The 22581-nt window shown below is 73.3% G+C and carries 20 protein-coding genes; 4 read left to right on the forward strand and 16 right to left on the reverse strand.

Annotated elements, in window-relative coordinates; all coding sequences use genetic code 11:
* Positions 1–102: 102 nt before the first annotated feature.
* The 3 genes from C593_RS0102415 to C593_RS0102425 all read right to left on the reverse strand — a co-directional run bounded on the left by C593_RS0102415 (position 103) and on the right by C593_RS0102425 (position 3835).
* Positions 103–804, reverse strand: coding sequence for an aggregation-promoting factor C-terminal-like domain-containing protein (locus C593_RS0102415; protein ID WP_018845716.1), 702 nt, complete (start codon positions 802–804; stop codon positions 103–105).
* A gap of 430 nt (positions 805–1234) precedes the next feature.
* On the reverse strand, positions 1235–2557 hold the full coding sequence (gene phoH2, locus C593_RS0102420; protein ID WP_026277281.1) for an RNA 5'-3' helicase PhoH2: 1323 nt from the start codon (positions 2555–2557) through the stop codon (positions 1235–1237).
* 516 nt (positions 2558–3073) lie between these two features.
* On the reverse strand, positions 3074–3835 hold the full coding sequence (locus C593_RS0102425) for an isoprenyl transferase (protein WP_018845718.1): 762 nt from the start codon (positions 3833–3835) through the stop codon (positions 3074–3076).
* A 115-nt stretch (positions 3836–3950) separates the two neighbouring features.
* Here C593_RS0102425 and mgrA point away from each other — a divergent pair, with 115 nt between their 5' ends.
* A complete protein-coding gene (mgrA, locus tag C593_RS0102430; RefSeq protein ID WP_106434524.1) occupies positions 3951–4988 on the forward strand; it encodes an L-glyceraldehyde 3-phosphate reductase in 1038 nt (345 codons plus the stop codon).
* Between the two features lie 343 nt (positions 4989–5331).
* Here the strand turns inward: mgrA and C593_RS0102435 are convergent, their stop codons facing one another.
* A complete protein-coding gene (locus tag C593_RS0102435; RefSeq protein ID WP_037744407.1) occupies positions 5332–6321 on the reverse strand; it encodes a prepilin peptidase in 990 nt (329 codons plus the stop codon).
* Positions 6322–6406: 85 nt separating this feature from the next.
* On the opposite strand from C593_RS0102435, the gene C593_RS0102440 reads away from it, so the two are divergent.
* The 3 genes from C593_RS0102440 (at position 6407) to C593_RS0102450 (ending at position 9610) form a co-directional block, all read left to right on the forward strand.
* A complete protein-coding gene (locus tag C593_RS0102440; protein WP_018845721.1) occupies positions 6407–6772 on the forward strand; it encodes a DUF192 domain-containing protein in 366 nt (121 codons plus the stop codon).
* Positions 6773–7058: 286 nt separating this feature from the next.
* Positions 7059–8954, forward strand: coding sequence for an NAD(P)-binding protein (locus C593_RS0102445; RefSeq protein ID WP_018845722.1), 1896 nt, complete (start codon positions 7059–7061; stop codon positions 8952–8954).
* Positions 8955–9040: 86 nt separating this feature from the next.
* Entirely contained in the window at positions 9041–9610 is a 570-nt protein-coding gene (locus C593_RS0102450) for a hypothetical protein (RefSeq protein ID WP_018845723.1), read from the forward strand.
* Positions 9611–9629: 19 nt separating this feature from the next.
* On the opposite strand, the gene betT is transcribed toward C593_RS0102450, so the two are convergent.
* The 12 genes from betT to C593_RS0102510 all read right to left on the reverse strand — a co-directional run bounded on the left by betT (position 9630) and on the right by C593_RS0102510 (position 22469).
* Entirely contained in the window at positions 9630–11753 is a 2124-nt protein-coding gene (gene betT, locus C593_RS0102455; RefSeq protein ID WP_018845724.1) for a choline BCCT transporter BetT, read from the reverse strand.
* Positions 11754–11781: 28 nt separating this feature from the next.
* Positions 11782–13353: a GMC oxidoreductase gene (locus C593_RS0102460; RefSeq protein ID WP_018845725.1), complete on the reverse strand. Its 1572-nt coding sequence runs from the start codon at positions 13351–13353 to the stop codon at positions 11782–11784.
* 102 nt (positions 13354–13455) lie between these two features.
* A complete protein-coding gene (locus C593_RS0102465; protein WP_018845726.1) occupies positions 13456–14928 on the reverse strand; it encodes an aldehyde dehydrogenase family protein in 1473 nt (490 codons plus the stop codon).
* A 286-nt stretch (positions 14929–15214) separates the two neighbouring features.
* Complete coding sequence (locus C593_RS0102470) at positions 15215–15859, reverse strand: OmpA family protein (protein ID WP_018845727.1); 645 nt, start codon at positions 15857–15859, stop codon at positions 15215–15217.
* 11 nt (positions 15860–15870) lie between these two features.
* A complete protein-coding gene (locus C593_RS0102475) occupies positions 15871–16470 on the reverse strand; it encodes a hypothetical protein (RefSeq protein WP_026277282.1) in 600 nt (199 codons plus the stop codon).
* A gap of 28 nt (positions 16471–16498) precedes the next feature.
* Positions 16499–17161 (reverse strand): pilus assembly protein TadG-related protein, encoded by a 663-nt coding sequence (locus C593_RS0102480; protein WP_026277288.1) that lies wholly within the window; start codon positions 17159–17161, stop codon positions 16499–16501.
* The gene (locus C593_RS0102485; protein ID WP_018845730.1) at positions 17158–17397 is read right to left on the reverse strand and encodes a hypothetical protein; all 240 of its coding nucleotides are present in this window, start codon (positions 17395–17397) and stop codon (positions 17158–17160) included. Before C593_RS0102485 ends, C593_RS0102480 begins: the two co-directional genes overlap by 4 nt.
* 494 nt (positions 17398–17891) lie before the next feature.
* Positions 17892–18779: a type II secretion system F family protein gene (locus C593_RS0102490; protein WP_018845731.1), complete on the reverse strand. Its 888-nt coding sequence runs from the start codon at positions 18777–18779 to the stop codon at positions 17892–17894.
* A gap of 60 nt (positions 18780–18839) precedes the next feature.
* Positions 18840–19781 carry a type II secretion system F family protein gene (locus C593_RS0102495; protein WP_018845732.1) on the reverse strand — a complete coding sequence of 314 codons (942 nt, stop codon included), beginning with the start codon at positions 19779–19781 and terminating at the stop codon, positions 18840–18842.
* 8 nt (positions 19782–19789) lie between these two features.
* On the reverse strand, positions 19790–21127 hold the full coding sequence (locus tag C593_RS0102500) for a TadA family conjugal transfer-associated ATPase (RefSeq protein ID WP_026277283.1): 1338 nt from the start codon (positions 21125–21127) through the stop codon (positions 19790–19792).
* Between the two features lie 110 nt (positions 21128–21237).
* Positions 21238–22017 (reverse strand): TadE family protein, encoded by a 780-nt coding sequence (locus tag C593_RS31210; RefSeq protein WP_018845734.1) that lies wholly within the window; start codon positions 22015–22017, stop codon positions 21238–21240.
* On the reverse strand, positions 22014–22469 hold the full coding sequence (locus C593_RS0102510) for a TadE family protein (protein WP_486591065.1): 456 nt from the start codon (positions 22467–22469) through the stop codon (positions 22014–22016). The genes C593_RS31210 and C593_RS0102510 overlap by 4 nt, the downstream gene beginning before the upstream one ends.
* Positions 22470–22581: the final 112 nt, after the last annotated feature.

The following is a 22581-nucleotide window of genomic DNA, read 5'->3' on the forward strand; positions in this document are numbered from 1 at the left end:
TTCGGCCCCGAACGCTACACGCACCGAGCCCCTCACCGTAGGACGGCGAGGGGCTCGTGGAGGTTGCGCGCCGGGCCGGGCCGGCCGGGGCCGGTGGCCGGCCTAGTACCAGTGGTTGGCCTGCCAGAAGGACCAGGCACCGCACGGGCTGCCGTAGCGGCTGTCCATGTAGTTGAGGCCCCACTTGATCTGGGTGGCGGGGTTGGTCCGCCAGTCGGCGCCGGCCGAGGCCATCTTGGAGCCGGGCAGCGCCTGGACGAGGCCGTACGCGCCCGAAGACGGGTTCTGCGCCTGGTAGTTCCAGGTGGACTCGCGCTGGACGATGTTGCTGAAGCACTGGAACTGGTCCGCGGGAATCATCTGCCGCGCCATCGCCTGGACCTGCGCGACGGTGTACGAGGCCTGCGGGGCGAAGTCGGAGGCGGAGCGGATCGAGTCGCGGTTGGCGCGTGCCTCGGCCTCCTCGCGCTCCTTCTTCTCCTTCTCCGCCTTCTCGACGGCGGCGGCCTTCTTCGCCTCGGCGGTCTTGGCCGCCTGGACGCGGGCCGACTCCTCGGCGGACTTCTTCGCGGCGGCGTCCGCGGCGGCGGCCTGTGCGTCGGCCTGCTGCGTCAGCGACGAGAACTGCACCTGGGCCTGCTGGCCCACGGGGATGTCCGCGAGGAGCGTCGTGTCGGCGGCGGCCGCTTCGAGGTTGTCCCCAGCGGGCTGGGTGCCGCCCGACGCGACGCCGACGACGGCGCCGACGGTGGTGACCGCTGTCGCGGAGGCGACGGCGAATCCCCGGACCGAGATCCGGCTCACACGGTTTCCTTCCAGCAGCGCCCACCCGGGTGACCTCGCGGACGCAATCGTGCCCCTGGCACTGGCCTCCGCACTGCATGGGTCACGGGAGGCGCGGGCCCGGTGGGCAACTCCTTTCCGGAGTTGCCGCATTGTGCTCGCGGGCGGCATGCGACGGCAAGTCTTGAGTTGTGTGTTGCTGTGCACCACGGGTGGTGCGGTCGAGTCGCATGCGGGGCCTGACGGAAGCAAGACTCTGCCGGACGCCGACAGCGCAAGGCAATTATTCGTTGCGTGGGAAAGGTCACACCCCGTTTGGCCCAGGGGTTTTCGAGGAAATACCGCGCAGCACGGCGCCGCCCGGCTAGGCTCTCGCGCTTCGCCGGACGGCGCCAACTGCTATGTCCCGGTTGCCGGGAGAATCCCTGAAGCCACCTCAGGGACGAATCGGTCAGACGTGCCCGTCCTCCAGCATTTCGGTCACCAGGGCGGCGATCTGCGAACGCTCCGACCGGGTGAGCGTGACATGGGCGAACAGCGGATGCCCCTTCAGTTTCTCGACCACGGCCACGACTCCGTCGTACCGGCCCACCCGGAGGTTGTCCCGCTGGGCCACGTCGTGGGTGAGGACGACCCGGGAATTCGCCCCTACCCGGGACAGAACGGTCAGCAGGACGTTCCGCTCCAAGGACTGGGCCTCGTCGACGATGACGAACGCGTCGTGCAGGGACCGGCCGCGGATGTGGGTCAGCGGCAGGACCTCCAGCATCCCGCGCCCCAGGACCTCTTCGATGACCTCCCGCCCGGCGACCGCCGAGAGGGTGTCGAACACGGCCTGCGCCCAGGGGCTCATCTTCTCGGCCTCGGTGCCCGGCAGATAGCCCAGATCCTGCCCGCCCACCGCGTACAGAGGCCGGAAGACCATGACCTTCTGGTGCTGCCGCCGCTCCAGCACCGCCTCCAGACCCGCGCAGAGCGCGAGGGCCGACTTGCCGGTGCCGGCCCGGCCGCCGAGGGAGACGATCCCGACCTCCGGGTCCAGCAGCAGGTCGAGGGCGATCCGCTGCTCGGCGCTGCGGCCGTGGATGCCGAACGCCTCCCGGTCGCCGCGCACCAGGCGCACGTTCCCGTCCGGCGTGAGACGGCCGAGCGCCTTGCCGCGCTCCGACTGGAGGACCAGACCCGTGTGCACGGGCAGCTCGGCGGCCTCCGGCACGTACAGCCGCTCCTCCCCGTAGAGGAGGTCCACCTGTTCGGCGGTGAGGGACAGTTCGCTCATCCCCGTCCAGCCGGCGTCGGTGATCGCCAGCTCGGCCCGGTACTCCTCGGCGAGCAGGCCCACCGACGACGCCTTGATGCGCAGCGGCAGGTCCTTGGAGACGACCGTGACGTCGTACCCCTCTGCCTGGAGGTTGCGGGCCACGGCCAGGATCCGCGAGTCGTTGTCGCCGAGGCGGAAGCCCGCGGGCAGGATGCCGGGGTCGGAGTGGTTCAGTTCGACACGCAGGCTGCCGCCCAGGTCGCCGATCGGGAGGGGAGCGTCGAGACGGCCGTACCGGACGCGGAAGTCGTCGAGCAGGCGCAGGGCCTGCCGGGCGAAGTACCCGAGTTCGGGATGGTGTCTCTTGGCCTCCAGCTCCGTGATCACCACGATCGGGAGCACGACCTCGTGCTCGTCGAAGCGGCTCATGGCGCGCGGGTCGGCCAGCAGGACGCTGGTGTCGAGAACGTAGGTGCGCCTGTCGGGCAGGCGGCGCTTTGTGCTGTTCACCACGGAAGGACGTACCCCCTCGGACGAGGTCGGGGCGCGGCGCCGGACGGCGGCGTCGCGGACCATGGGTCCAGCCGGCGGAGCGGCGGACGGGCCGGGACGGGCCTCTGCGCGCGGGCCGGGGACGGGCCCCCGGCGCGGACCGCCGCTGCGGCACGGACCGCGCGGTCCGTACCTCGGCCGCGTGGGCCTGAGCAGTCCTCGGTGTGCAAAGGGCCTCCCGGGTGAGCGGTGTCGGCCGCTCACTGAGATACGACGTTCGTGGATCGGACGTCGACCTGGAGGGGGTATGCCCGCGAACAACTCCGGCCATGCCATGGCACGTGTCGTCATGCGGATGAACAGGGGATGACACCTGGCGGGCGCGGGGGGCGCGGGGTCGCACACGGGGCGCGTGGCGGGGTTTCCGGGCGGCGCGGCCGGGGCCCGGCGGAGGCCGCCGGGACTTCACGGGGCGCCGGGGGGCGCGGGCCGGCGGGGGCTTCAGGTCCGCCCCGGAGCTTTCGGAGGGTCCCGGGCTCAGGCGCCGTAGCGCCGGTGGCGGGCCGCGTAGTCGCGCAGCGCCCGCAGGAAGTCGACCTTGCGGAAGGCCGGCCAGAACACCTCGCAGAAGTAGTACTCCGAATGCGCGCTCTGCCAGAGCATGAATCCCGACAGCCGCTGCTCACCGCTGGTACGGATGACGAGGTCGGGGTCGGGCTGGCCGCGGGTGTAGAGGTGCTCGGAGATGTTCTCGACCTCGACGGTCTCGGCGAGTTCCTGGAGGCTCGTCCCCTTCTCCGCGTGCTCCAGGAGCAGCGAGCGCACGGCGTCGGCGATCTCCTGGCGGCCGCCGTAGCCGACGGCGACGTTGACGATTATCCCGTCGATGGCGCTGGTCGCCTCCTCCGCCTCCTTCAGCACGGTCTGCGTGTGCGCGGGGAGGAGGTCGAGGGTGCCGACGTGGTGGACCCGCCAGCGGCCGTCGGCGGCGAGGTTGCGGACGGTGTTCTCGATGATGCGCAGGAGGGGGGTGAGCTCGTCCTCGGGGCGGTCGAAGTTGTCCGTCGACAGCAGCCACAGGGTGACGACCTCGACGTCGGTCTCGTCGCACCAGCCGAGCAGTTCGGAGATCTTGTCGGCGCCCGCCTGGTGGCCCTGGGCGGCGGTGCCGCCGGACGCCTTGGCCCAGCGGCGGTTGCCGTCGAGGATCACCCCGATGTGCTTGGGCACCTGGGCGTGGTCGAGGCGGCCCTCCACCCGGCGTGCGTAGAGCCCGTACACCAGGTCGCGCAGGTTCACTGTCTTACACCCCTCGAAACGGCTGTCCCCGAAGGCGCAACAGTACTGCGGCCGGGTCACGGCGGCCCAACCCGGTGTGTCACAAGTCCGTGATAGCCCGTGATAGCAAGAAAGGGTGAACGCATCCCCGCACTGGACCCCCGCACCGGACCGCTACGACGCCATGGAGTACCGGCGCAGCGGCCGTTCCGGCCTGAAGCTCCCCGCCATCTCGCTCGGCCTCTGGCACAACTTCGGCGACGACCGCGCGCTCGACTCGCAGCGCGCGATCCTGCGCCGCGCCTTCGATCTCGGCGTGACGCACTTCGACCTGGCGAACAACTACGGACCGCCGCCCGGCTCCGCGGAGCTGAACTTCGGCAAGCTCTTCGCCCAGGATTTCGCCCCCTTCCGGGACGAACTGGTCATCTCGACCAAGGCGGGGTACCTCATGCACCCCGGCCCGTACGGCGAGTGGGGCTCCCGCAAGTACCTGCTCTCCTCGCTCGACGCCTCCCTGAAGCGGATGGGCCTCGACCACGTCGACATCTTCTACTCGCACCGCTTCGACAAGGACACCCCGCTGGAGGAGACGATGGGGGCGCTCGCCTCCGCCGTCCGGCAGGGCAAGGCGCTCTACGCCGGCGTCTCCTCCTACACGGCCGATCAGACCGCCGAGGCGGCCCGGCTGCTGCGCGAGATGGGCGTCCCGGCACTCATCCACCAGCCCTCCTACTCCATGATCAACCGCTGGATCGAGGACGACGGGCTGCTCGACACCCTGGAGGGCGCGGGCATGGGCTGCATCTCGTTCGCGCCGCTGGCTCAGGGGCTGCTGACCGGCAAGTACCTGAAGGGCATCCCGGAGGGCTCCCGTGCCACCCAGGGCAAGTCCCTCGACCCCGGCCTCCTCTCGGACGACGTGCTGCGGCGGCTGCGCGGGCTGAACGAGATCGCGGCGGGCCGGGGCCAGTCCCTGGCGCAGCTCGCGCTCTCCTGGGTGCTGCGCGACCCGCGGATGACCTCGGCGCTGATCGGGGCGTCGAGCGTGCGTCAGCTGGAGGAGAACATGGCGGCCCTCGCCGCTCCCGCGCTGACGGAGGCGGAGCTGGCGGAGATCGACACCTTCGCGGTGGACACCGCGGGCACCAACATCTGGGCCGCGCGGAGCTGAGCCCCCTTCGTCCCCTGGCGGGAACGGAAAACGGGCCGGTCCGTGGGGGGGATACGGACCGGCCCGAGGGGGGGTTTCCACCATAACCCTTCGTCAGCGGTGATGAGTGCCATGACCTGCCAACGCGGCGTGGCGGATCGCGCGGACGGGGTGGAGGGGGCCGCCGGAGGGGGTGCCGGACGGCCTGTGGCCTGGGGTCCGCCCGGTCCGTTGCGGGGGCACCGGCGGTGCGGGTCCGGCGCGGGCCGGGCCGCCGAAGAGTGCCCGTCCCTCCCACGGGTGACCCTGCGCGACGGGACCCGCGTTGACGAACGGACGGTGGCGCCCCGCCGGGCGGGCGGCCTCAGGAAGCGCCCAGGGCCCCGGCGAGCAGCCCCAGGTACGCCCCGGCCAGCATGAACGGCCCGAAGGGGATCGCCGTCCGCCGCCCCGCTCGGCGCAGCGCCATGAGCCCCAGCCCGTAGACCGCGCCCAGCAGGAACCCGGCGAACGCCCCGGCGCACAGGACCGTCCAGCCGTACCAGCCGAGGAACACCCCCAGGGCGAGGGCGAGTTTGACGTCGCCGAAGCCCATGCCGTCCGGGTTGACCAGGAACAGCACGAAGTACGCGCCCCCGAGGGCCGGCCCGCCCATCAGCGCCCCCGACCAGGACCCGGCCGCACCGGGCACGAGTGCGGCGAGCCCGAGCAGCCCGGCGGCCCCGGCGGCGAGCGGCAGCGTGAGCCCGTCCGGCAGCCGGTGCACCGCCCGGTCCACGACGGCGAGCAGCACGGCGACCGGCGCACCGAGCAGCCAGACGGCCACCTCGGGCCGGGGCCCGGTGGCGAGGGCGAGCAGCACGCACAGGAGCGCGGTGACGAAGGGCAGGGCGGGGGCGGGGCGGTAGCGGGGGGCCGGGGCGCCTGGGGCGCCGGCCGCCGGGCCGGGGACCTCGCCGGGGCCGCCGGCCGCGGGGCCCGGGGGCGGTCCCGGGCGGGGTGCATCGGGGCGGGGTGCGCCGGGGCGGGGCACGTCGGGGCCGGGTGCGCCGGGGCGGGGCACGTCGGGGCCGGGTGCGCCGGGGCGGGGCGCGTCGAGGCCGGGTGCGCCGGGGCGGGGCGCGTCGAGGCCGGGTGCGGGCGGTCCCGTCGTCGCCGCGCGGTCGGGGGCCGGGCTCGCGCACTCCCGGCACCGGGCGAGCCCCACCCAGCCGCGCACCGGGCCACCGATCGGATGCCCGGCGGGGCACGCGTCCCGCCACGCCTCCCCCGGCTCGACGGAGAGACGGTAGGCGGCCCGGGGCACGAGCAGCCCCGCACCGCCGCCCCACAGGGCGGCGGCCACGGCGAGCATCGGCGTCGGCTCCACGCCCGGATCCTAGGGCCCCTCTCCGGGTCCGTGGGGGCCCGGAGTGAGGACGGCCCGCTACCGTCCCCCCATGGGTGAATGGCGGGACGGCGCGGCCGAGTTGTGGATACCCGGGCGGGCCGAGGCGGTCGGGCTGGTGGTGGCCGCGTCGTACCGGGCGCGCAGGCGGGGGCTGCTGGGGCGGGACGGGGTCGAGGGGGCGATGCTGCTGACGCCGTGCGCGTCCGTGCACACCTTCCGGATGCGCTTCGCGATCGACGTGGCCCATCTGGACCGGGATCTGCGGGTGCTCGCCGTGTGCACGATGGCGCCCGGGCGGCTCGGGCCCGTGCGGCCCCGGTCGCGCCATGTGCTGGAGGCGGAGGCGGGCGCGATGGCGGGGTGGGGGCTGGCGGCCGGCGTACGGGTGGACGTCCACCAGGTCGCCGGGGGCTGAGCGCACCGGGGCGGGATTCACGCCAACGCCCCTGCGGGCACGTCTGGTTGTGGACTGGCCCGGCGGAGGGTTCCGTGCCACCGGCATCCGGGACGAGCCGGGAAGTGCCGGACACCGGCAATGCGGAACCGGCCTCCGCGATGGCACGATCACCGCGAACGCCCGCCGCACGCGGGCAGCTTGGCGGGCGTCCCCGGTGGCGTCCGGGGTGCGACGGGGAGGCGGACGCGTGGTGGCACAGCGGGGCGGAGGGGCCGGGCAGCGGAGGGCCCCGGCCCAGGGGCGGATGGTCGTCTGCGGGGACGACGGGCTCGCCCACCGGCTCGCCGTCGAGCTGCGGGACGTCTACCGCGAACGCGTCACCGTCGTCGTCCCCGCCGACCGCGAGCCCGCGGCCGACAGCGGCGGCCGGACCCTGCGCTTCCTGGGCTCCGGCCTCCTCGGCCGCGTCCCGTCGCCGGGCGCGCGGCCGCGGCCGGGTGAGCGTCGGGCCGCCGGTGACCTGCGGGTGATGGAGGCCCTCGAACCGGACGAGGAGGTCCTCACGGCCGCGGGCGCGGCCACCGCCTCCGCCCTGGCGCTCGTCTACGAGGACGACGAGACCAATCTGCGCGCCGCGCTCGTCGCACGGCGGCTCAACCCCCGGCTGCGCCTGGTCATCCGGCTCTACAACCGCAAACTCGGCCAGCACCTGGAGGAGTTGCTCGACCAGGCGGCGATCGTGGCCGAGCCGGACATCGACCTCGCCGAGCTGGACTCCTCCACCACCGTGCTCTCCGACGCCGACACCGCCGCCCCCGCCCTGGCCGCGACCGCCGTGGCCGGCACCGGCAAGGTGATCCACGCCGACGGTCTGCTGCTGCGCGCCGTGGAACGCACCCCGCCCGGGGAGGGCGCCGTCGCCGACCCCGGTCTGTGCACCCTGGCCCTGCTGTCCGCGACGACCACGGACCCGGCGGGCACCGAGGGCTCCGAGGACAGCGGCGAGCAGGGTCCCCAACTGCTGCCGGACGACGAGGCGGTGGCCCGCGCCACCGGCCGGGGCACGGTCGCGCTGGAGGCCGTGTCGTACGCCGGTGGCCCCCAGGCCGCCTCCCGGCTGGCGGGCGCGGCGCTGCCCATGGGGTCGCTGTTCTCGCGCCGGCTGCGCTGGACCCTGTTCGGGCTGCTCGCGGCGGTCGGGGCGCTGGCACTGACCGCGTGGGCCGTCTCCGGCGAGGACCCCCTGCATGCCGCGTACATGACCCTGCTGGACATCTTCGCCATCAACGACCCGGCCGTGGACGAGGCCGCAGGCCGCCAGGTCCTCCAGCTGCTCGCCGGGCTGGTGGGAATCCTGCTGCTGCCGGTGCTGGTCGCGGCCGTGCTGGAGGCCCTCGGCGCGTTCCGTACGGCGACCGTGCTGCGCCGGCCGCCGCGCGGGCTGTCCGGGCATGTGGTCCTCCTCGGCCTCGGGAAGGTCGGCACCCGGGTGCTGGCCCGGCTGCGCGAGCTGGAGATCCCGGTGGTGTGCGTGGAGAACGACCCCGAGGCGCGCGGCCTCGCCCTCGCGCGCAGCCTGCGGGTGCCGGTGGTCCTCGGTGACGTCACCGACGAGGGCGTCCTGGAGACCGCCCGGATCCACCGCGCCCACGCGCTCCTCGCGCTGACCAGCTCGGACACCACCAACCTGGAGGCGACCCTGTACGCGCGGTCGATCCGGCCCGATGTGCGCACCGCCCTGCGGCTGTACGACGACCAGTTCGCCACCGCCGTCCACCGCACCCTGCGCACCGCCCACCCGCGTGCGCTGACCCGCAGCCGCAGCGTGACGCACCTGGCGGCACCCGCGTTCGCCGGGGCGATGATGGGCCGGCGGATCCTCGGGGCGATCCCGGTGGAACGGCGGGTGCTCCTGGTCGCCGCCGTGGACGTCGCCGGCATCCCGCAGCTGGAGGGCCGGACCGTGGCGGAGTCCTTCCGGCCCGGCGCGTGGCGGGTGATCGCCCTGGACACCACGGACCCGGAGAACCGCCGTGCCGACCTCGGTCCGCAGGGCGGGGCCCCGGCCGGCGAGCACGGCTCGGGCCTGGTCTGGGACCTGCACCCGGGCCATCTGCTCACGGAACGCGACCGGGTGGTGATCGCGGCGACCCGGCTGGGGCTCGCGGAGCTGATGGGCCGCCACACCGTGCGCGTCTGAGGGCGGACGGGCCGGGTGCGGCACCCGTCCGGCGAACCGGGCATCATCGAGGGCGGCCGTGGACACGGCCCGAGGGGGGACACGGGGTGGAATGGGGAACGCTCGTCGCCACGCTGGGCGGCGGTCTGATCGCGATAGCGGGCACGGTCCTCGCGGACCGGCTGCGCACCCGCCAGGAGCACCGGCGCGGGCTGGAGGCGCGCCGCCGGGACGTCTACACGGAGTTCATCACGGCGGCGGGCGCGGCCCACACGGAACTGCGCCGCCTCGCACAGGGCGGCGCCGGTCAGTCCGGCCTCGAGGAGGCGAGCCGCGCCGCGCTGACGGACGCACGGATCTACGAGGTGCGCGAGCGCCTCTTCCTCGACGCCAGCACCCGGATCGCCGGCGCGGGGCAGACCATGTTCGAACACCTGCGGGCCCTGCGGAAGACGGTCGCGGCCGGTGCGGACATCGCGTCCCCCGCCTTCCACGACGTCTACCACCCCTACCTGGACGCGGTCTGGGCCTACCGCGAGGCCGTCCGCGACGAACTGGAGGGCCGCGCCCTCGCCCCGGCGGACTTCGGCTGGTCCGCCTGGGACGGCCGCGAACGCTGCCCGCACTGCGCGGGGCAGGGCGCGAACGCGCTGACCGCGCCGCGCCCCGCTCCGTGAACTGCCGTGCTCCGGGCCCCTACTCCGGCAGGTGGACGTCCGGGGCGTCCGGGCGGTGGTCGGGGAAGGCGGAGTCGGCGGTCGCCTCGTGGTGGAGGCGGAGGAATTCGAGGTGGCGTTCGTACTGGTCGAGGATGTCGGCGATGAGCTGCTCCTTGGTGTAGCCCATCACGTCGTAACCCTGGTTGCCCTCGGCGAGCTGGACCTCGAAGCGGACGTAGCTGTCGTGGGTGCTGACCGAGCGGGTGGCGAAACCGGGAGTGGGCCGTTCCACCGGCCAGACGCGGTAGACGAACTGGTCCCTGGTGCCGATGGGCACCATGACGCCGACGTGCGGGAGGCCGTTCTCCTCGTCGGTGCCGGTGAGGATCTCCGCCTCCGCGCCCTGCTCCCGCAGGGCCTGGCCGACTTCGTCGAAGGCCGGCCGGCACACCTCGTCCACGAAGCGGACCGCCGCCCGGCGCCCCGGGAAGGCCATCGCGCGGCCCAGCCGGCGGCGCCAGTTCTGGGCGCCCAGCGGGCCCTGCTGGGTGGTGCGTCCGGAGAGCGAGCCCGGCAGTGTGGTGGCCAGCGCCTCCTCGCGCATGCGTTCGGACCGGAGGGCCAGATAGAGCCCCGCCATGATCAGGAACATCACGAAGGAGAAGGGCAGGCCCATGATGATCGTGGCATCGGTGAGCGCCTGCACACCGCCCACGATCAGCATGGCGAGGGTGAGCAGACCGGTGGTCACCGCCCAGAAGACGCGCATCCAGGTCTTCGCGTCGGTCACCGGGGTGGGCAGGTCCGAGCTGAGGTTGCCCATCACGAGCGCGCCGGAGTCGGCCGAGGTCACGTAGAGCAGCAACCCGACGAAGGTCGCGAGTCCCACGCTGAAGGTCGCCCCGGGGTACAGGTCGAGCAGTCCGTAGAAGGCCTGTTCGGGGGAGTTCAGCGCGGTCTCCCCGAAGGCGGCGTTCCCGTCCTGCACGACGAACAGCGCGCTGTTCCCGAACACCGCGAGGAAGAGGCCGGTGAAGAGGAAGGGGATGATCAGGGTCGCGGCGACGAACTGGCGCAGGGTGCGTCCGCGGGAGATGCGGGCGAGGAAGAGACCGACGAACGGGGCCCAGGCGATCCACCAGGCCCAGAAGAACAGGGTCCACGCGTCCAGCCATTCGGTGGGCTGGTCGTAGGCGAAGGTGTTCAGGGTCATCGACGGGAAGCCGCTGATGTAGTCGCCGACGTTCTGGACGAGGGCGTTCAGCAGCCGGAACGGCTCGCCGACGACCAGGATGTACAGCATCAGCAGCACGGCGAGAAGGACGTTGAGCTGGGACAGCCGGCGGATGCCCTTGTCGACGCCGGCGACGGCGGACACGGTCGCCATGACCACGGCCACGGCGATCAGGCCGATCTGGGCGGGCAGCCCCTCGGGCACGTCGAAGAGGACGTAGAGGCCGTAGTTGAGCTGGACGACGCCGATGCCGAGCGAGACGGAGATGCCGAAGACGGTGCCGATGATGGCCGCCAGGTCGACCGCGTCGCCGAACCGGCCGTGGATGCGGCGGCCGATGATCGGGTAGAGGGCGGACCTGATCGCCAGCGGGAGCTTGTAGCGGAAGGCGAAGTACCCGAGCACCATGCCCATCAGGGCGTACATGGCCCAGCCCGTGATGCCGTAGTGGAACAGCGTCCACACCACGGCCATCCGGGCCGCCTCCAGCGACTCCGGGTCCCCCTCCGGCGGGGCCAGGTAGTGGCTCACCGGCCCGGCGACGGAGAAGAACATCAGGTCGATGCCGATGCCCGCCGCGAACAGCATGGCCGCCCAGGCGAAGAGCCCGTAGTCGGGCTTGTAGTGCTTGGGGCCCAGCTTGATCGTGCCGTACTTGGACACCCCGATGAAGACCACGAACACCAGGTACAGGGTCGCGGCGAGGAAGTAGTACCAGCCGAACCAGCCGGAGATCTTGTCGACCACCACGCCGATGACGCTCTCGGCTCCCGAGGGATCGATGATCGCCCAGATGGAGATGGCCAGGATCAGGGTCGCCGATCCGTAGAAGACGAGGGGTTTCAGCGTGCCCGTGCCGGGCCCGTCGGCCTCGTGCTGGATCTCGTCCGGGGCTTCCCCGGTCTCTCCGGTTCCTACCGTCGGCACGATCGGCTCCCTTCGTCTGGAGTGCGGCTCATCGGGCGGTGCCGGCCGTGGCGGGCCCGGAACGGCCGGTGAGCAGGTCGGCGGCGCGTTCGGCGACGAGCAGCACGGTCACCATCGGGTTGATGGTGGGCATCGTCGGGAACACCGAGGCGTCCACGACCCGCACGCCCTCGACGCCCCGCAGCCTCAACTGCGGGTCGCAGACGGCCATCGGGTCGTCCGCCGCGCCCATCCGGCAGGTGCCCGCCGGGTGGTAGACGGTGTGCGCGACGCGGCGTCCGTACTCGGACAGTCCGGCGTCGGAGGTGACCTCGGGACCGGGTGCGACCTCGCGGACCAGCCAGTCCCGCAGCGGTTCGGTGGCGGCGACCTCGCGGGCGATCCGCAGCCCGTCCACGACGGTGCGCTCGTCGTACCCGTCCGGGTCGGTGAAGTACCGGAAGTCCAGGGCGGGATGTTCGGACGGATCGGAGCTGCGCAGCCACATCCGGCCGGTGGAGCGGGCGCGCGGCACGTTCGGCGTCATGCACACCCCGTGCTCGGGGACGGGGTAGCCCAGGCGTTCCGTGTTGACGGTGAACGGCACCTGGTAGAAGTGGAACATCAGGTCCGGGCGCGGCTGGTCCGGCTCCCGGCGCAGGAAGAGCCCCGCGTCGGAGTCCATCGCGGAGTTGGGCGGCAGCGGCCCGGCGGTCTCCCACACGATCACGGACTCGGGGTGGTCCAGCAGGTTCTCCCCCACGCCCGGCAGATCGGCCCGCACCTCGATGCCGAGGCCGCGCAGGTCGTCGGCCCGGCCGATGCCGGAGAGCATCAGCAGCCGGGGGGTGTCCACCGCGCCCGCGCAGAGCAGGACCTCCCGCTCCGCGCGGACGGTGGCGGGCTCGCCGTCCGCCCCGCGCACGGCGACCCGGGTGAACCGCCCCGCCTCGTCGGGCAGCAGCCGGTGCGCCCAGGTCTCCAGCTTCAGGGTGAGGTTGGGCCGGTCCAGGACGGGGTGCAGGTAGGCGACGGAGGCGGAGGAGCGCAGATTGCCCTCCGGCTGGTACGCCAGGGAGAAGAAGCCGGTGCCGTCGGCGAAGGGCCGGGCGTTGAAGTCCTCGACGACGGGGACGCCGAGGGCGCGGGAGGCCGCGGAGACGAAGTCCCGTGCGATCGGGTTCCGGTCGGCCTCGGCCACCGGGACGATGTTCGTCAGCAGGCGTTCGCGGTAGGGCAGGATCGTCGCCGGGTCCCAGCCGGTGCAGCCCTCGGCCACCCAGTCGTCCAGGTCCTCCGGCAGCGGCAGAAAGCTGATCAGGGTGTTGTGGGAGGAGCAGCCGCCGAGCACCCGGGCACGGGAGTGCAGGATGTGCGAGTTGCCGCGGGGCTGCTCGACGGTGGTGTAGCCGTAGTCGAACTCCGAGCCGAGCAGGTTGATCCAGTTGCGCAGGCGCAGGATGCGGTCGTCGCCGACGTCGCTGGGGCCGCCCTCGATGACGCAGACACGGCAGTCGGGGTCCTCGGTCAGCCGGGCGGCGAGCACGCAGCCGGCGGTGCCGCCGCCGACGATGACGTAGTCGTAGGCGGACTCGGCGCCGTGCGGGGTGATGGGAGCCATGGGGTGCCTGGGGGCCTTCCTGGGTGGGGGCGTTGGGGGCGTGGGGGCCGGGGAGTGGGGTGGGCGCGTGGTCAGCCCTTGAACCAGCCGGTGGGCGCGTGGTCAGCCCTTGAACCAGCCGGTGGGCGCGGGAGCGAGGTTCTGGTAGATGTGCTTCGCCTCCTGGTACTCGCGCAGCCCGGTGGGCCCCAGTTCGCGCCCGACGCCGGAGTGGCCGAAGCCGCCCCACTCGGCCTGCGGGACGTACGGGTGGAAGTCGTTGATCCACACGGTGCCGTGCCGCAGCCGGCGGGCGACGCGCTGGGCGCGGCTCGCGTCGGAGGTCCACACGCCGCCGGCCAGGCCGTAGCGGGTGTCGTTGGCGAGGGTCACGGCCTCGTCCTCGGTGCGGAAGCGTTCGACGGTGACGACCGGTCCGAAGACCTCCTCCTGGACGATGCGCATGGACCGGTCGCAGTCGGCGAAGACCGTCGGCCGGAGGAAGTACCCGCGGCTCAGGGCAGGGTCGTCGGGGCGTTCGCCGCCGGTGACCAGGCGGGCGCCCTCCTCCCGGCCGACCGCGATCATGGCCTCCACCTTGGCGCGGTGCTCGGCGGAGCTGAGCGGTCCGCTCTCGGTGCCCTCCGCCATGCCGTCGCCGAGCCGGACGGCGGCGGCGCCGCGGGCGAGGGCGTCGACGAAGCGGTCGTGGAGCGGGTCCTCGACGATGAGGCGCGATCCGGCGGAGCAGACCTGCCCGGAATGCAGGAACGCGGCGTTGAGGGCGTTGTCCACGGCCGCGTCGAAGTCGGCGTCCGCGAAGACGACGTTGGGGTTCTTGCCGCCCAGTTCGAGCGCGATGTTCTTCGGCCCGTCGGCGGCACCGGCCATGATGGTGCGCCCGGTGGCCAGGCCGCCGGTGAAGGAGACCAGGTCGACCTCGGGGTGGTTGGTCAGGGCCGCGCCGACCGTGGCGCCGGAGCCGAGGACCAGGTTGGCGACGCCGGGCGGGGCGCCGGCCTCCTCGATGAGCCGGATCATGGCGATGGTGGTGAGCGGGGTGACCTCGCTGGGCTTGAGGACGAAGGTGTTGCCGGCGGCCAGGGCCGGGGCGACCTTCCAGGACGCCTGGAGCAGGGGGTAGTTCCAGGGGGCGACGAGGGCGCACACCCCGATCGGCTCGTAGACGACCCGGCTGAGGACGTCCGGGCCCACGTCAACGACCCGTCCGCCGTCCTTGCCCGCGAGTTCGCCGAAGTACCGGAAGGTGTTCGCCACGTCCTCGACGTCGATCCGGGCCTCGGTGAGCGTCTTGCCGGTGTCGAGGGTCTCGGTGCGGGCGATCTCCTCCTTGTCGCGCAGGAGGAGGTCGTGGACGCGGCGCAGGAGGTCGGCGCGGCGGCGGGTGGGTGCGCCGGCCCACTCCCCGTCGTCGAAGGCCCGCCGCGCGGCGCGGACGGCGCGGTCGACGTCCTCGGCGTCGGCCTCGTCGACGGTGGTGACGACGGAGGCGTCGTACGGGTTGACCACCTCCCGCCGGCCGCCGGCCGCCGCCCGCGTCCACTCGCCGTCGATGTACAGCTCGCCCTCGCCCACCGCGGGCCTCCTTCGCGTCCGGCCGGCGCCGTGGCGGTCCGTACCCGGTCCGTACCGGTCCGTACCGGCATGGGCCGATCCGTGCTGATCCGTGCTGATCCGTTTGACGGTCAGCAAGATGGCCCATCGGACGGCCCACGGCCACGGGACGCACCGCCGCGAGGGCGAGCGGATGCTCCAGGCACCCCGGGCGGGCTAACGGGACGGGGGTGCGCGGGCGGTGGCGCGGGAGTGCGGGAGGCGGGGGCGGGGGTGCGGGTAGCGGGGGTGGGTGGGTGGCGTGGTGCTAGCCGGGGGCGCCGGCCGCGCCGCGCGGGTAGGAGACCTCGACGCGGCGGTTCTTCTTGCGGCCCTCCTCGGTGGAGTTGTCGGCGATCGGGAACTGCTCGCCGTAGCCGCGGACCTCGTAGGTGATGCCCGCGTCGGTGAGCGATCCGGAGAGGACCGAGTGCACGGCGTCGGCGCGCTTCTTGGACAGCACGTCGCCGTGGGCGGAGGACCCCAGGTCGTCGGTGAAGCCGAAGATCCGGACGCGCCGGGCGTTCTCCTTGGTGATCTCGGCGGCGATCGCCTGGATCCGGGTCCTGGCCTCGGGCCCGAGTTTGGCGCTGTTCTTGCCGAACAGCACCTCGGCCTGGAGCGCGAAGGTCACGTCGGAGTTGGTGTCCTCCCGGCGCTCCTCGCCCCCGGGCGACTCGACGACGGACTTGATGTCGAGCACCTTGGCGGGCGCGAGCGTCGCCCCGTCGACCATCTTGAGCCCCGGCGAGGAGGGATCCACCTCCACGGGCGGCGTCGCGGACGCCTCGGTCCCGGGCGGGACGCTGGGCGTCTCGTCGGCGTGGGCCGCCCCGGGGGCGGGGGTGACGGTGAGGAGCAGAGCGACGGCGACCGCGCCGAGGGCGAGGCGGGGGGTCCGGGTGGGGGGCATGTCGTGGCCGCTCATCCGGTGATCTCGACGGTGGTGGTCTGGAACGTGGGGAGTTGGAAGTCCACCGACGTCGTGTCCTGCGGGGGCGCCGGGAACTGGATGAAGATCGGGAGCTCCTGACCAGCGTCGACCTGAGTGAAGCCCGAGGTACACAGGCAGCGGCCGTCCGTGTCCCGGAGCACGTAGTAGCGCTTCTTCCCCACCTTGTCGACCAGGGTGGCCCCGCCCACCGACTGGCCGCCGCCCTGGAGTTCCTGCTCGTTCCCCCGCCACGGCGTGGTCTGGTAGTAGGTGGCACTGCCGGTGTTCTTGATCTGGCCGTTCACCGTGACGAATCCGCCGGAGTCACGTTCGACCGAGGTGACCTCCAGAACGATGCCGTTCCTGCCCCTCGCTGTGGCGATGACTTCGGTGGGCTCGGGCTGCGGTGCGCCGGAAGCTTCTCCGGCGCCTTGGCCTTCCTTCTTCGGCGGAGCGGAGGAGGAGCCGGACTTGTCCGCGCTGCTGTTGCCCTCGCCCCCACCACAACCGGCCATCGCCAGAGCCAGCACGGCGCACACCACGGCCGCTGCCGCACCCCTGCGTACCGCCGTGACGCGCCGAATGCTCATCGATCGGATTCCCTCTCTCGTTTCATTGTCAGTCGACCAGCCGGACTTCGAAGAGGTCCTTCGCCTCGGGCAGGTCGTGCGGGTCGTCTCCCAGGTCCCAGATCCTGTCCTGGCAGACCAGCGTGGGAAGTCGCGGGCCCTCGCCCTCCCCCGGATCAGGGTCAGGCGTCGCACTCGGGCTAGGGCTCGGTGAAGGGGTCGGCTCCGGGGGCAGGCGACCAACCGTACACAGGGGCTCCACCACCGCTCTCGCGTCCGCCTTCGCGTACTTGCCCTCGGTCCCGGGGACGACCGACGCGCCGATCGGTTCGATGGTCTCGACCTCGACGCCGTAGGTGAGCCACGGCGTCATGTCCGCACGGCAGGGCGCGGTCAGCCGAGCTCCGTTGCGGGCGGCGAAACCCTCGGCCTCACCGCAGGCGAGCACGTCTCCCCCGCCGTCAAGAATGGCCTGCCAGGCAGCAGGGTCATCGAGCGCGTCGAGCCACTGGCCGGTGAGCTGACGACGGGCTTCCTGGGCGGCTGCCAGGGCTGCGGCATCCGCCGCGCCTTGCGCGGTGCTCCGCGTCGCGGACGCCATACCGACGGCGAAAAGGGCGAACGCGAGGAAGAGCAGACCACCCACCATCACCAGGTACAGAGGGAAGGCCTGCCCTTGATCCCGGGGGCGTCGGCGCGCAGTCGGATTCAGCCGGCCTTGATCTTGTCGATCTGCTCGTTGATCTTCTCCGTGATCTTCCCGCCGATCCCCGTCCCCACGATCGCCCCGATGATCACCACCACCACCATGATGATCCCCAGGTACTCCAGCGCCGTCTGGCCCTTCGAGCGGTCGGGGCCGGTCATGCGGCGGACGACGGTGTTCCGCCAGGTGGCCAGGCGGAGCTGGGTGCTCACCGCGGCCTTCAGCAGCGAGTCGTTGGACATGTCGTCCCCCTTCGGGTCCGGCCGGATCGGGGCCGGCCGGTGCGCGTGTCTCGGTGTCGGTGCCGACACCCGGAACGTACGGGGGGCGGGGCGTTCCCGTACAGGGCTCCTGGGCCCAATTCCGGCCGAAATAAGCCGTCATGGCGCGATCAGACATGGTCCCGCACCACCCCTCCCCCTCCCGTACAACCCGGCCGTGCCCGACGACGTCACGGGGTGGACGCCGGGCCGCACCGGACCCGGGACGGGCCGTCCGCGTAGCGGACGCGTCACCCCTCGTGTTCGGGAACGACTGTCCCACAGCCGGTTGCAGGTGCGAAGCAAGTTCGCCTGAATTCAACGAAGTCGAGACGTTCGGGCCGCACGGCCCCGGCCGCGCAGCCGCTCGGACCCCCTGCCCCGGGCCCGCAGCCACTTGACCCCCGCGCCCCCGCCCCGCAGCCGCTCGGACGGCCGACTCAGCCACCGACTCGGCCACCGACTCGGCCGTCACCTCAGCCGCCCACCGAGCCGAAGTCCGCGTCCGCGCCGAAGACGAAGGCCGCGATCAGGAGGATCATCGTCGCCGGGACCATGACCGAGGTGATCGTCAGCGTCGCCTTGGGGACCGCCTTCGCCGCCCGCCGCCGGGCGTTCTGCGCGTCCGTGCGGCGCATGTCGTTGGCGATCTGGATGAGCGTCTCGGTGATCGGGGCGCCCAGTTCCTCGCCCTGCTGCAGGGCGGTGACGAACTGCGCGACCTGCTCGCTGTCGTTGCGCCGCCGCAGTTCGTCGAAGGCCTGCCGGCGGCCGACGCCCATGTCCATCTGCCGCAGTGTGATGCGCAGTTCGTCGGCCCACGGCCCCTCGTAGCTCTCCGCGACCCGCTCCAGCGCCTCGCGGAAGCCGAGCCCCGCGCTGACCACCACCGCGAGGACGTCCAGGAAGTCCGGCAGCGTGCGCTCGATGCGGTCCTTGCGCTGGCGGATGGCCGCGAGGATGCCGACCTCGACCCAGAAGAGGCCGAAGGCGACCATCAGCAGGGCGAGCAGCGGCTGCCCGCGCAGGACCATGGCGAGCGCGCCGAACGCGCCGAGGAGGCCGTAGACGGCCCGCCGGGCGGCGTAGCGGTCCAGGGTGAGGCCACCGGGGTTGCCCGCGAGGTCGATACGGCGGCGGACCTTGTTGACGCGCGCGGGGCCCATCAGGCGCAGCACCGCGGGCGCCCACCGCATGCCGAGCCGGTCGACGGCCGAGCCGACGGCGGTGGTGCGGGTGGCGCCGACCTCCAGGGCGAGGGCGAGGTCCCCGGGCAGCCGGGCCTCGGCCCGGTACATGCGGACGCCGTGGAAGACGCCGACGACGCACAGGGCGATCACCAGGGCGAGGGCGAGTGAGGTCATGGTGGCGTGCGTTCCTCTCGGGCCGCGCGGGCCGCTCGGGGCTCCCGGGGCGTCCGGGCCTCAGACGTCGATCTTGGACAGCCGGCGGATGACGAACACGCCCAGCCCGTACAGCACCAGGGCCACGACGACCGCGGCCTGGCCGAGGAAGGAGTCCGTCATACGGTCGATCGCGCCGGGCAGGACCCGGTCGAGCAGCAGCAGGGCGGCCAGGCCCATCGCGGGCACGGCGTAGGCGGTCAGGTTGACCTGGGAGAGCTGGGTGCGCACCTCGCGGCGGGTCTCCTTGCGCTCCTCCAGGGTCTCGGTGAGGTTGCGCAGCGAGCCGACGACGGTGCCGCCCGCCCGGTTGGAGAGCACCAGCGTGGTGACGAGGACGACGAGTTCACGCGAGGGGAGGCGTTCGGCCAGCTCCCCGAGGGCGGTCTCCACGGAGTGCCCGACGGCGAGCTGGTCGGAGACCCGGGCGAGTTCCTCGCCGGCCGGGGCGTCCAGTTCCTCGGCGGCCATCGACAGGGCGGTGCGCAGGGCGAGTCCGGCCTGGGTGGCGTTGGCGAGGATGCGGGACAGTTCGGGGAGCTGGTTGATGAACTTCTCGATCCGCTTGTTCCGCTGCCAGTCCAGGAACCCGAACGCGCCCCAGACGGCGAGGAGTCCGGCGATCGGTCCGAAGAACGGGGCGAACAGGACGTGTGCCAGGATCCAGAGCCCCCCGGTGGTGGCCGCGGTGCCGACGAGGAACTCCGCCGGGGTCAGGTCGAGCCCGGTCACCGCGAGCCGCAGGGTGATCCAGCGGCCGAGGCGGGTGCGGCGCAGCCGCCGGTCGACGCCCCGGAAGCGCCGGCGACGGCCACCGGGCGTCTCGGCGGGGCCGGTGCGGTCGAGCCGTTCGACCAGGGCCTCGTGGCGGGCCCGGCCGGTCGACCAGGCGTGCACGCCGAGGACGGCGAGGACCCCGCACAGCAGGGTGGCGCCGATCGTCAGCCAGACGGTGGTGGTCATGTCGTCGCCTACCGGGCCTCTCTGACGGTGAGCTGGTCCTCGCGCGCGGCGACGCCGAAGGACTGCGGGACGGGCTGGCCGGCGAGAAAGAGCCGGTCGGCCAGCCGGCGGGGCAGCGGCAGATGCTCGTGGACGCCGTGGACCCGCCCGTCCGCGCCCATCGGCCGGGCGGCGAAGCGGGCGACGGTGGCGAGCCGGTAGGGCTCCTGCCCGCGCGAGTCGAGGACGGCGATCTCCCGTACCCGCCGGGTGCCGTCGGCCTGCCGGGTGAGCTGGACGATGCAGTCCACCGAGCTGTTGATCTGGTCCCGCAGCGCTTCGAACGGGATGCGCACCTCGGACATGGACGCGAGGGTCTGGAGCCGCATCAGGGCGTCCTCGGCGCTGTTGGCGTGGACGGTGGCGAGGGAGCCGTCGTGGCCGGTGGACATGGCCTGGAGCATGTCCAGTGTCTCCCCGCCGCGGACCTCGCCGACCACGATGCGGTCGGGGCGCATGCGCAGGGAGTTGCGGACGAGGTCGCGGATGGTGATGCGGCCCTTGCCCTCGACGTTCGCGGGGCGGGACTCCAGCCGGATGACGTGGGCCTGCTGGAGCTGGAGTTCGGCGGAGTCCTCGATGGTGATGACCCGTTCGCCGTCGGGGATGAGCCCGGAGAGGGCGTTGAGCAGGGTGGTCTTCCCGGTGCCGGTGGCGCCGGAGACGATGATGTTCATCCGGGCCTGCACCAGCGCGGAGAGCAGCAGCACCATGGGCTCGTCCAGGGAGCCGACGCCGATCATCTCGTGCAGGGTGAAGGCGCGGGGGAAGCGCCGGATGGTGAGGGTGGCGCCGGAGAGGGCGAGCGGCGGGATGATCACGTTGACGCGCTCGCCGGTGGGGAGGCGGGCGTCGACCATCGGATTGGACTCGTCCACACGCCGGTTGACGGTGGACACGATGCGTTCGATGGTCTGCATCAGCTGCTCGTGGGAGGCGAAGCGCAGTGGCAGGAGTTCCACGCGGCCGTCGCGCTCCACGAAGATCTGGTCGGGCCCGTTGACCATGATCTCGGTGATGGAGGGGTCCTCCAGGAGGGGTTCGAGGATGCCGAGGCCGAGGGCCTCGTCGACGACGCGGCGGATCAGCCGGCCGCGTTCGACTGCGGAGAGGACCGGGCCCTCGCGGCTGATGATGTGGCCGAGGACGCGTTCCAGCCGGGTGCGGCGCTCGTCGGCGGCGAGCGCGGACATCTCGGCGAGGTCGATCTCCTCCAGGAGCTTGGCGCGGTAGGTGGCGACGAGACGGCCGTCGTCGTGCCCGCCCCCGCGGTCCTCGGGGGCGGTGAGGCGTGCCCGCAAACTCATCTGTGACTCTCCTCGGAGGGCGGAGGGCGGAGGGCGGGGGGCTGGTGGTGAGCCGGGACGGACGGGCGGCGGGGCCGTGTCGGCCGACCGGGCGGTCAGTCGGCCGGGGGTCAGTCGGCGGGCATGGTGGAACTCCGTTCGGCGTGGCCCCAGTCGACGAACGGGATCACGGACGGGATGCGGATGCGGACGGTGGCGGTGGCCTCCCGTCCGCCGGGGCCGCCACTGTGGACGAGGTCGTCGGCGAGCCAGCCGGAGACGGCGGCGCGGGCGGCCTGGCCGCCGGTGGTGGCCGGGTCGTCGTCGCTGTCGGCACGGGCGGCGGCGCGGGCCGCGGTGCCGGCCTGGAGGGCGGTGTACGCGCCGACGCCGAGCTGGAGGGCGGCGAGGGCGAGGATCATCAGGATCGGCAGGAACCCGGCGAACTCTAGGGCGACCTGCCCCAGGTCGCGGCGAGCGGCCGCACGGGCGGGGCGGTACCGGAGGGCGCGGTGCCACCGGTGGGGGCGCCGCCACCGGTGGGCGGCGCGGGCGTCGCGAGGCGGCTCCTCGGGGGTGCGGAGGGCGGGACGGACCGGAACCGGAACCGGGGCCGTGCGGAGGACGGGACCGACCGGAACCGGGGGCGTGCGGAGGACGGGACCGACCGGGACCGGGGGCGTACGGAGGGCGGGACCGACCGGAACCGGGGCCGTGCGGAGGACGGGACCGACCGGAACCGGGGGCGTACGGACGACGGGACCGACCGGAACCGGGGGCGTACGGACGACGGGACCGACCGGAACCGGGGGCGTACGGACGACGGGGCGAGGCGGGCACGGGGGCGGCGTCCGGTGTCCGGGGCGGGCCCGGTCCGGGGGCGGCGTCCGGTGCGCGGCGGGGCCCGTCATCGTTCCTCCACCGTCGCCGCGCGGGAACTCGCCTCGAAGGGGAACGGGGCGAAGCCCGGGAAGAGCACCGGCACCCGCAGTGTCACCGTCGCCCGGTACATCCCGCCGCCCGCGCTGCCGCAGGCGACATCCGCGCCCTGCCGCCACGTGTCCAGGTCCTCCAGCGCCGCCGCCTGGCAGCGCCCGGCCCCGCCCTCACCCACCGCGCCCTGCCGGGCGGCCTCGTCCGCCGCGTTCCCCGCGAGGACATAGGTGTAGCCGAGGAGGGCGGCCTGCCACAGCAGTACGCAGGTGACCGCGATCGCGGGCAGCATCCCGACGAACTCGACGGCCACCTGCCCCCGGTCGCCGCCCCGCCGCCACCCGGGCGGGCGCACCCAGGCGCCGCCGCCCCGGCGGCCCTGTGGGGGCCCGCCCGCGAGGGCACCACCCGGATCACGCCCGGCTGCCACCGCCGGTGCGGTGCGGCGGCCGTCGAGCGCCTCGCCCGTGCGGGGCGTTCCGGACCCGGCGCCTCCCGCGGGACCGGCGGGGCCGGCGGGGCCGCTCCCGTCCGCGCCCCGC

This window comes from Streptomyces sp. CNT372 (assembly GCF_000377145.1).

Bases quoted from the DNA above. Each gene is read 5' to 3' on its own strand.
- C593_RS0102440 (WP_018845721.1), top strand. From the start codon at position 6,407: ATGGGTGAATGGCGGGACGGCGCGGCCGAGTTGTGGATACCCGGGCGG.
- C593_RS31210 (WP_018845734.1), bottom strand. From the start codon at position 22,017: ATGACGGGCCCCGCCGCGCACCGGACGCCGCCCCCGGACCGGGCCCGC.
- C593_RS0102485 (WP_018845730.1), bottom strand. From the start codon at position 17,397: ATGTCCAACGACTCGCTGCTGAAGGCCGCGGTGAGCACCCAGCTCCGC.
- C593_RS0102435 (WP_037744407.1), bottom strand. From the start codon at position 6,321: ATGCTCGCCGTGGCCGCCGCCCTGTGGGGCGGCGGTGCGGGGCTGCTC.
- C593_RS0102470 (WP_018845727.1), bottom strand. From the start codon at position 15,859: ATGCCCCCCACCCGGACCCCCCGCCTCGCCCTCGGCGCGGTCGCCGTC.
- C593_RS0102500 (WP_026277283.1), bottom strand. From the start codon at position 21,127: ATGAGTTTGCGGGCACGCCTCACCGCCCCCGAGGACCGCGGGGGCGGG.
- C593_RS0102460 (WP_018845725.1), bottom strand. From the start codon at position 13,353: ATGGCTCCCATCACCCCGCACGGCGCCGAGTCCGCCTACGACTACGTC.
- C593_RS0102490 (WP_018845731.1), bottom strand. From the start codon at position 18,779: ATGACCTCACTCGCCCTCGCCCTGGTGATCGCCCTGTGCGTCGTCGGC.
- C593_RS0102445 (WP_018845722.1), top strand. From the start codon at position 7,059: ATGGTCGTCTGCGGGGACGACGGGCTCGCCCACCGGCTCGCCGTCGAG.
- C593_RS0102475 (WP_026277282.1), bottom strand. From the start codon at position 16,470: ATGAGCATTCGGCGCGTCACGGCGGTACGCAGGGGTGCGGCAGCGGCC.
- C593_RS0102495 (WP_018845732.1), bottom strand. From the start codon at position 19,781: ATGACCACCACCGTCTGGCTGACGATCGGCGCCACCCTGCTGTGCGGG.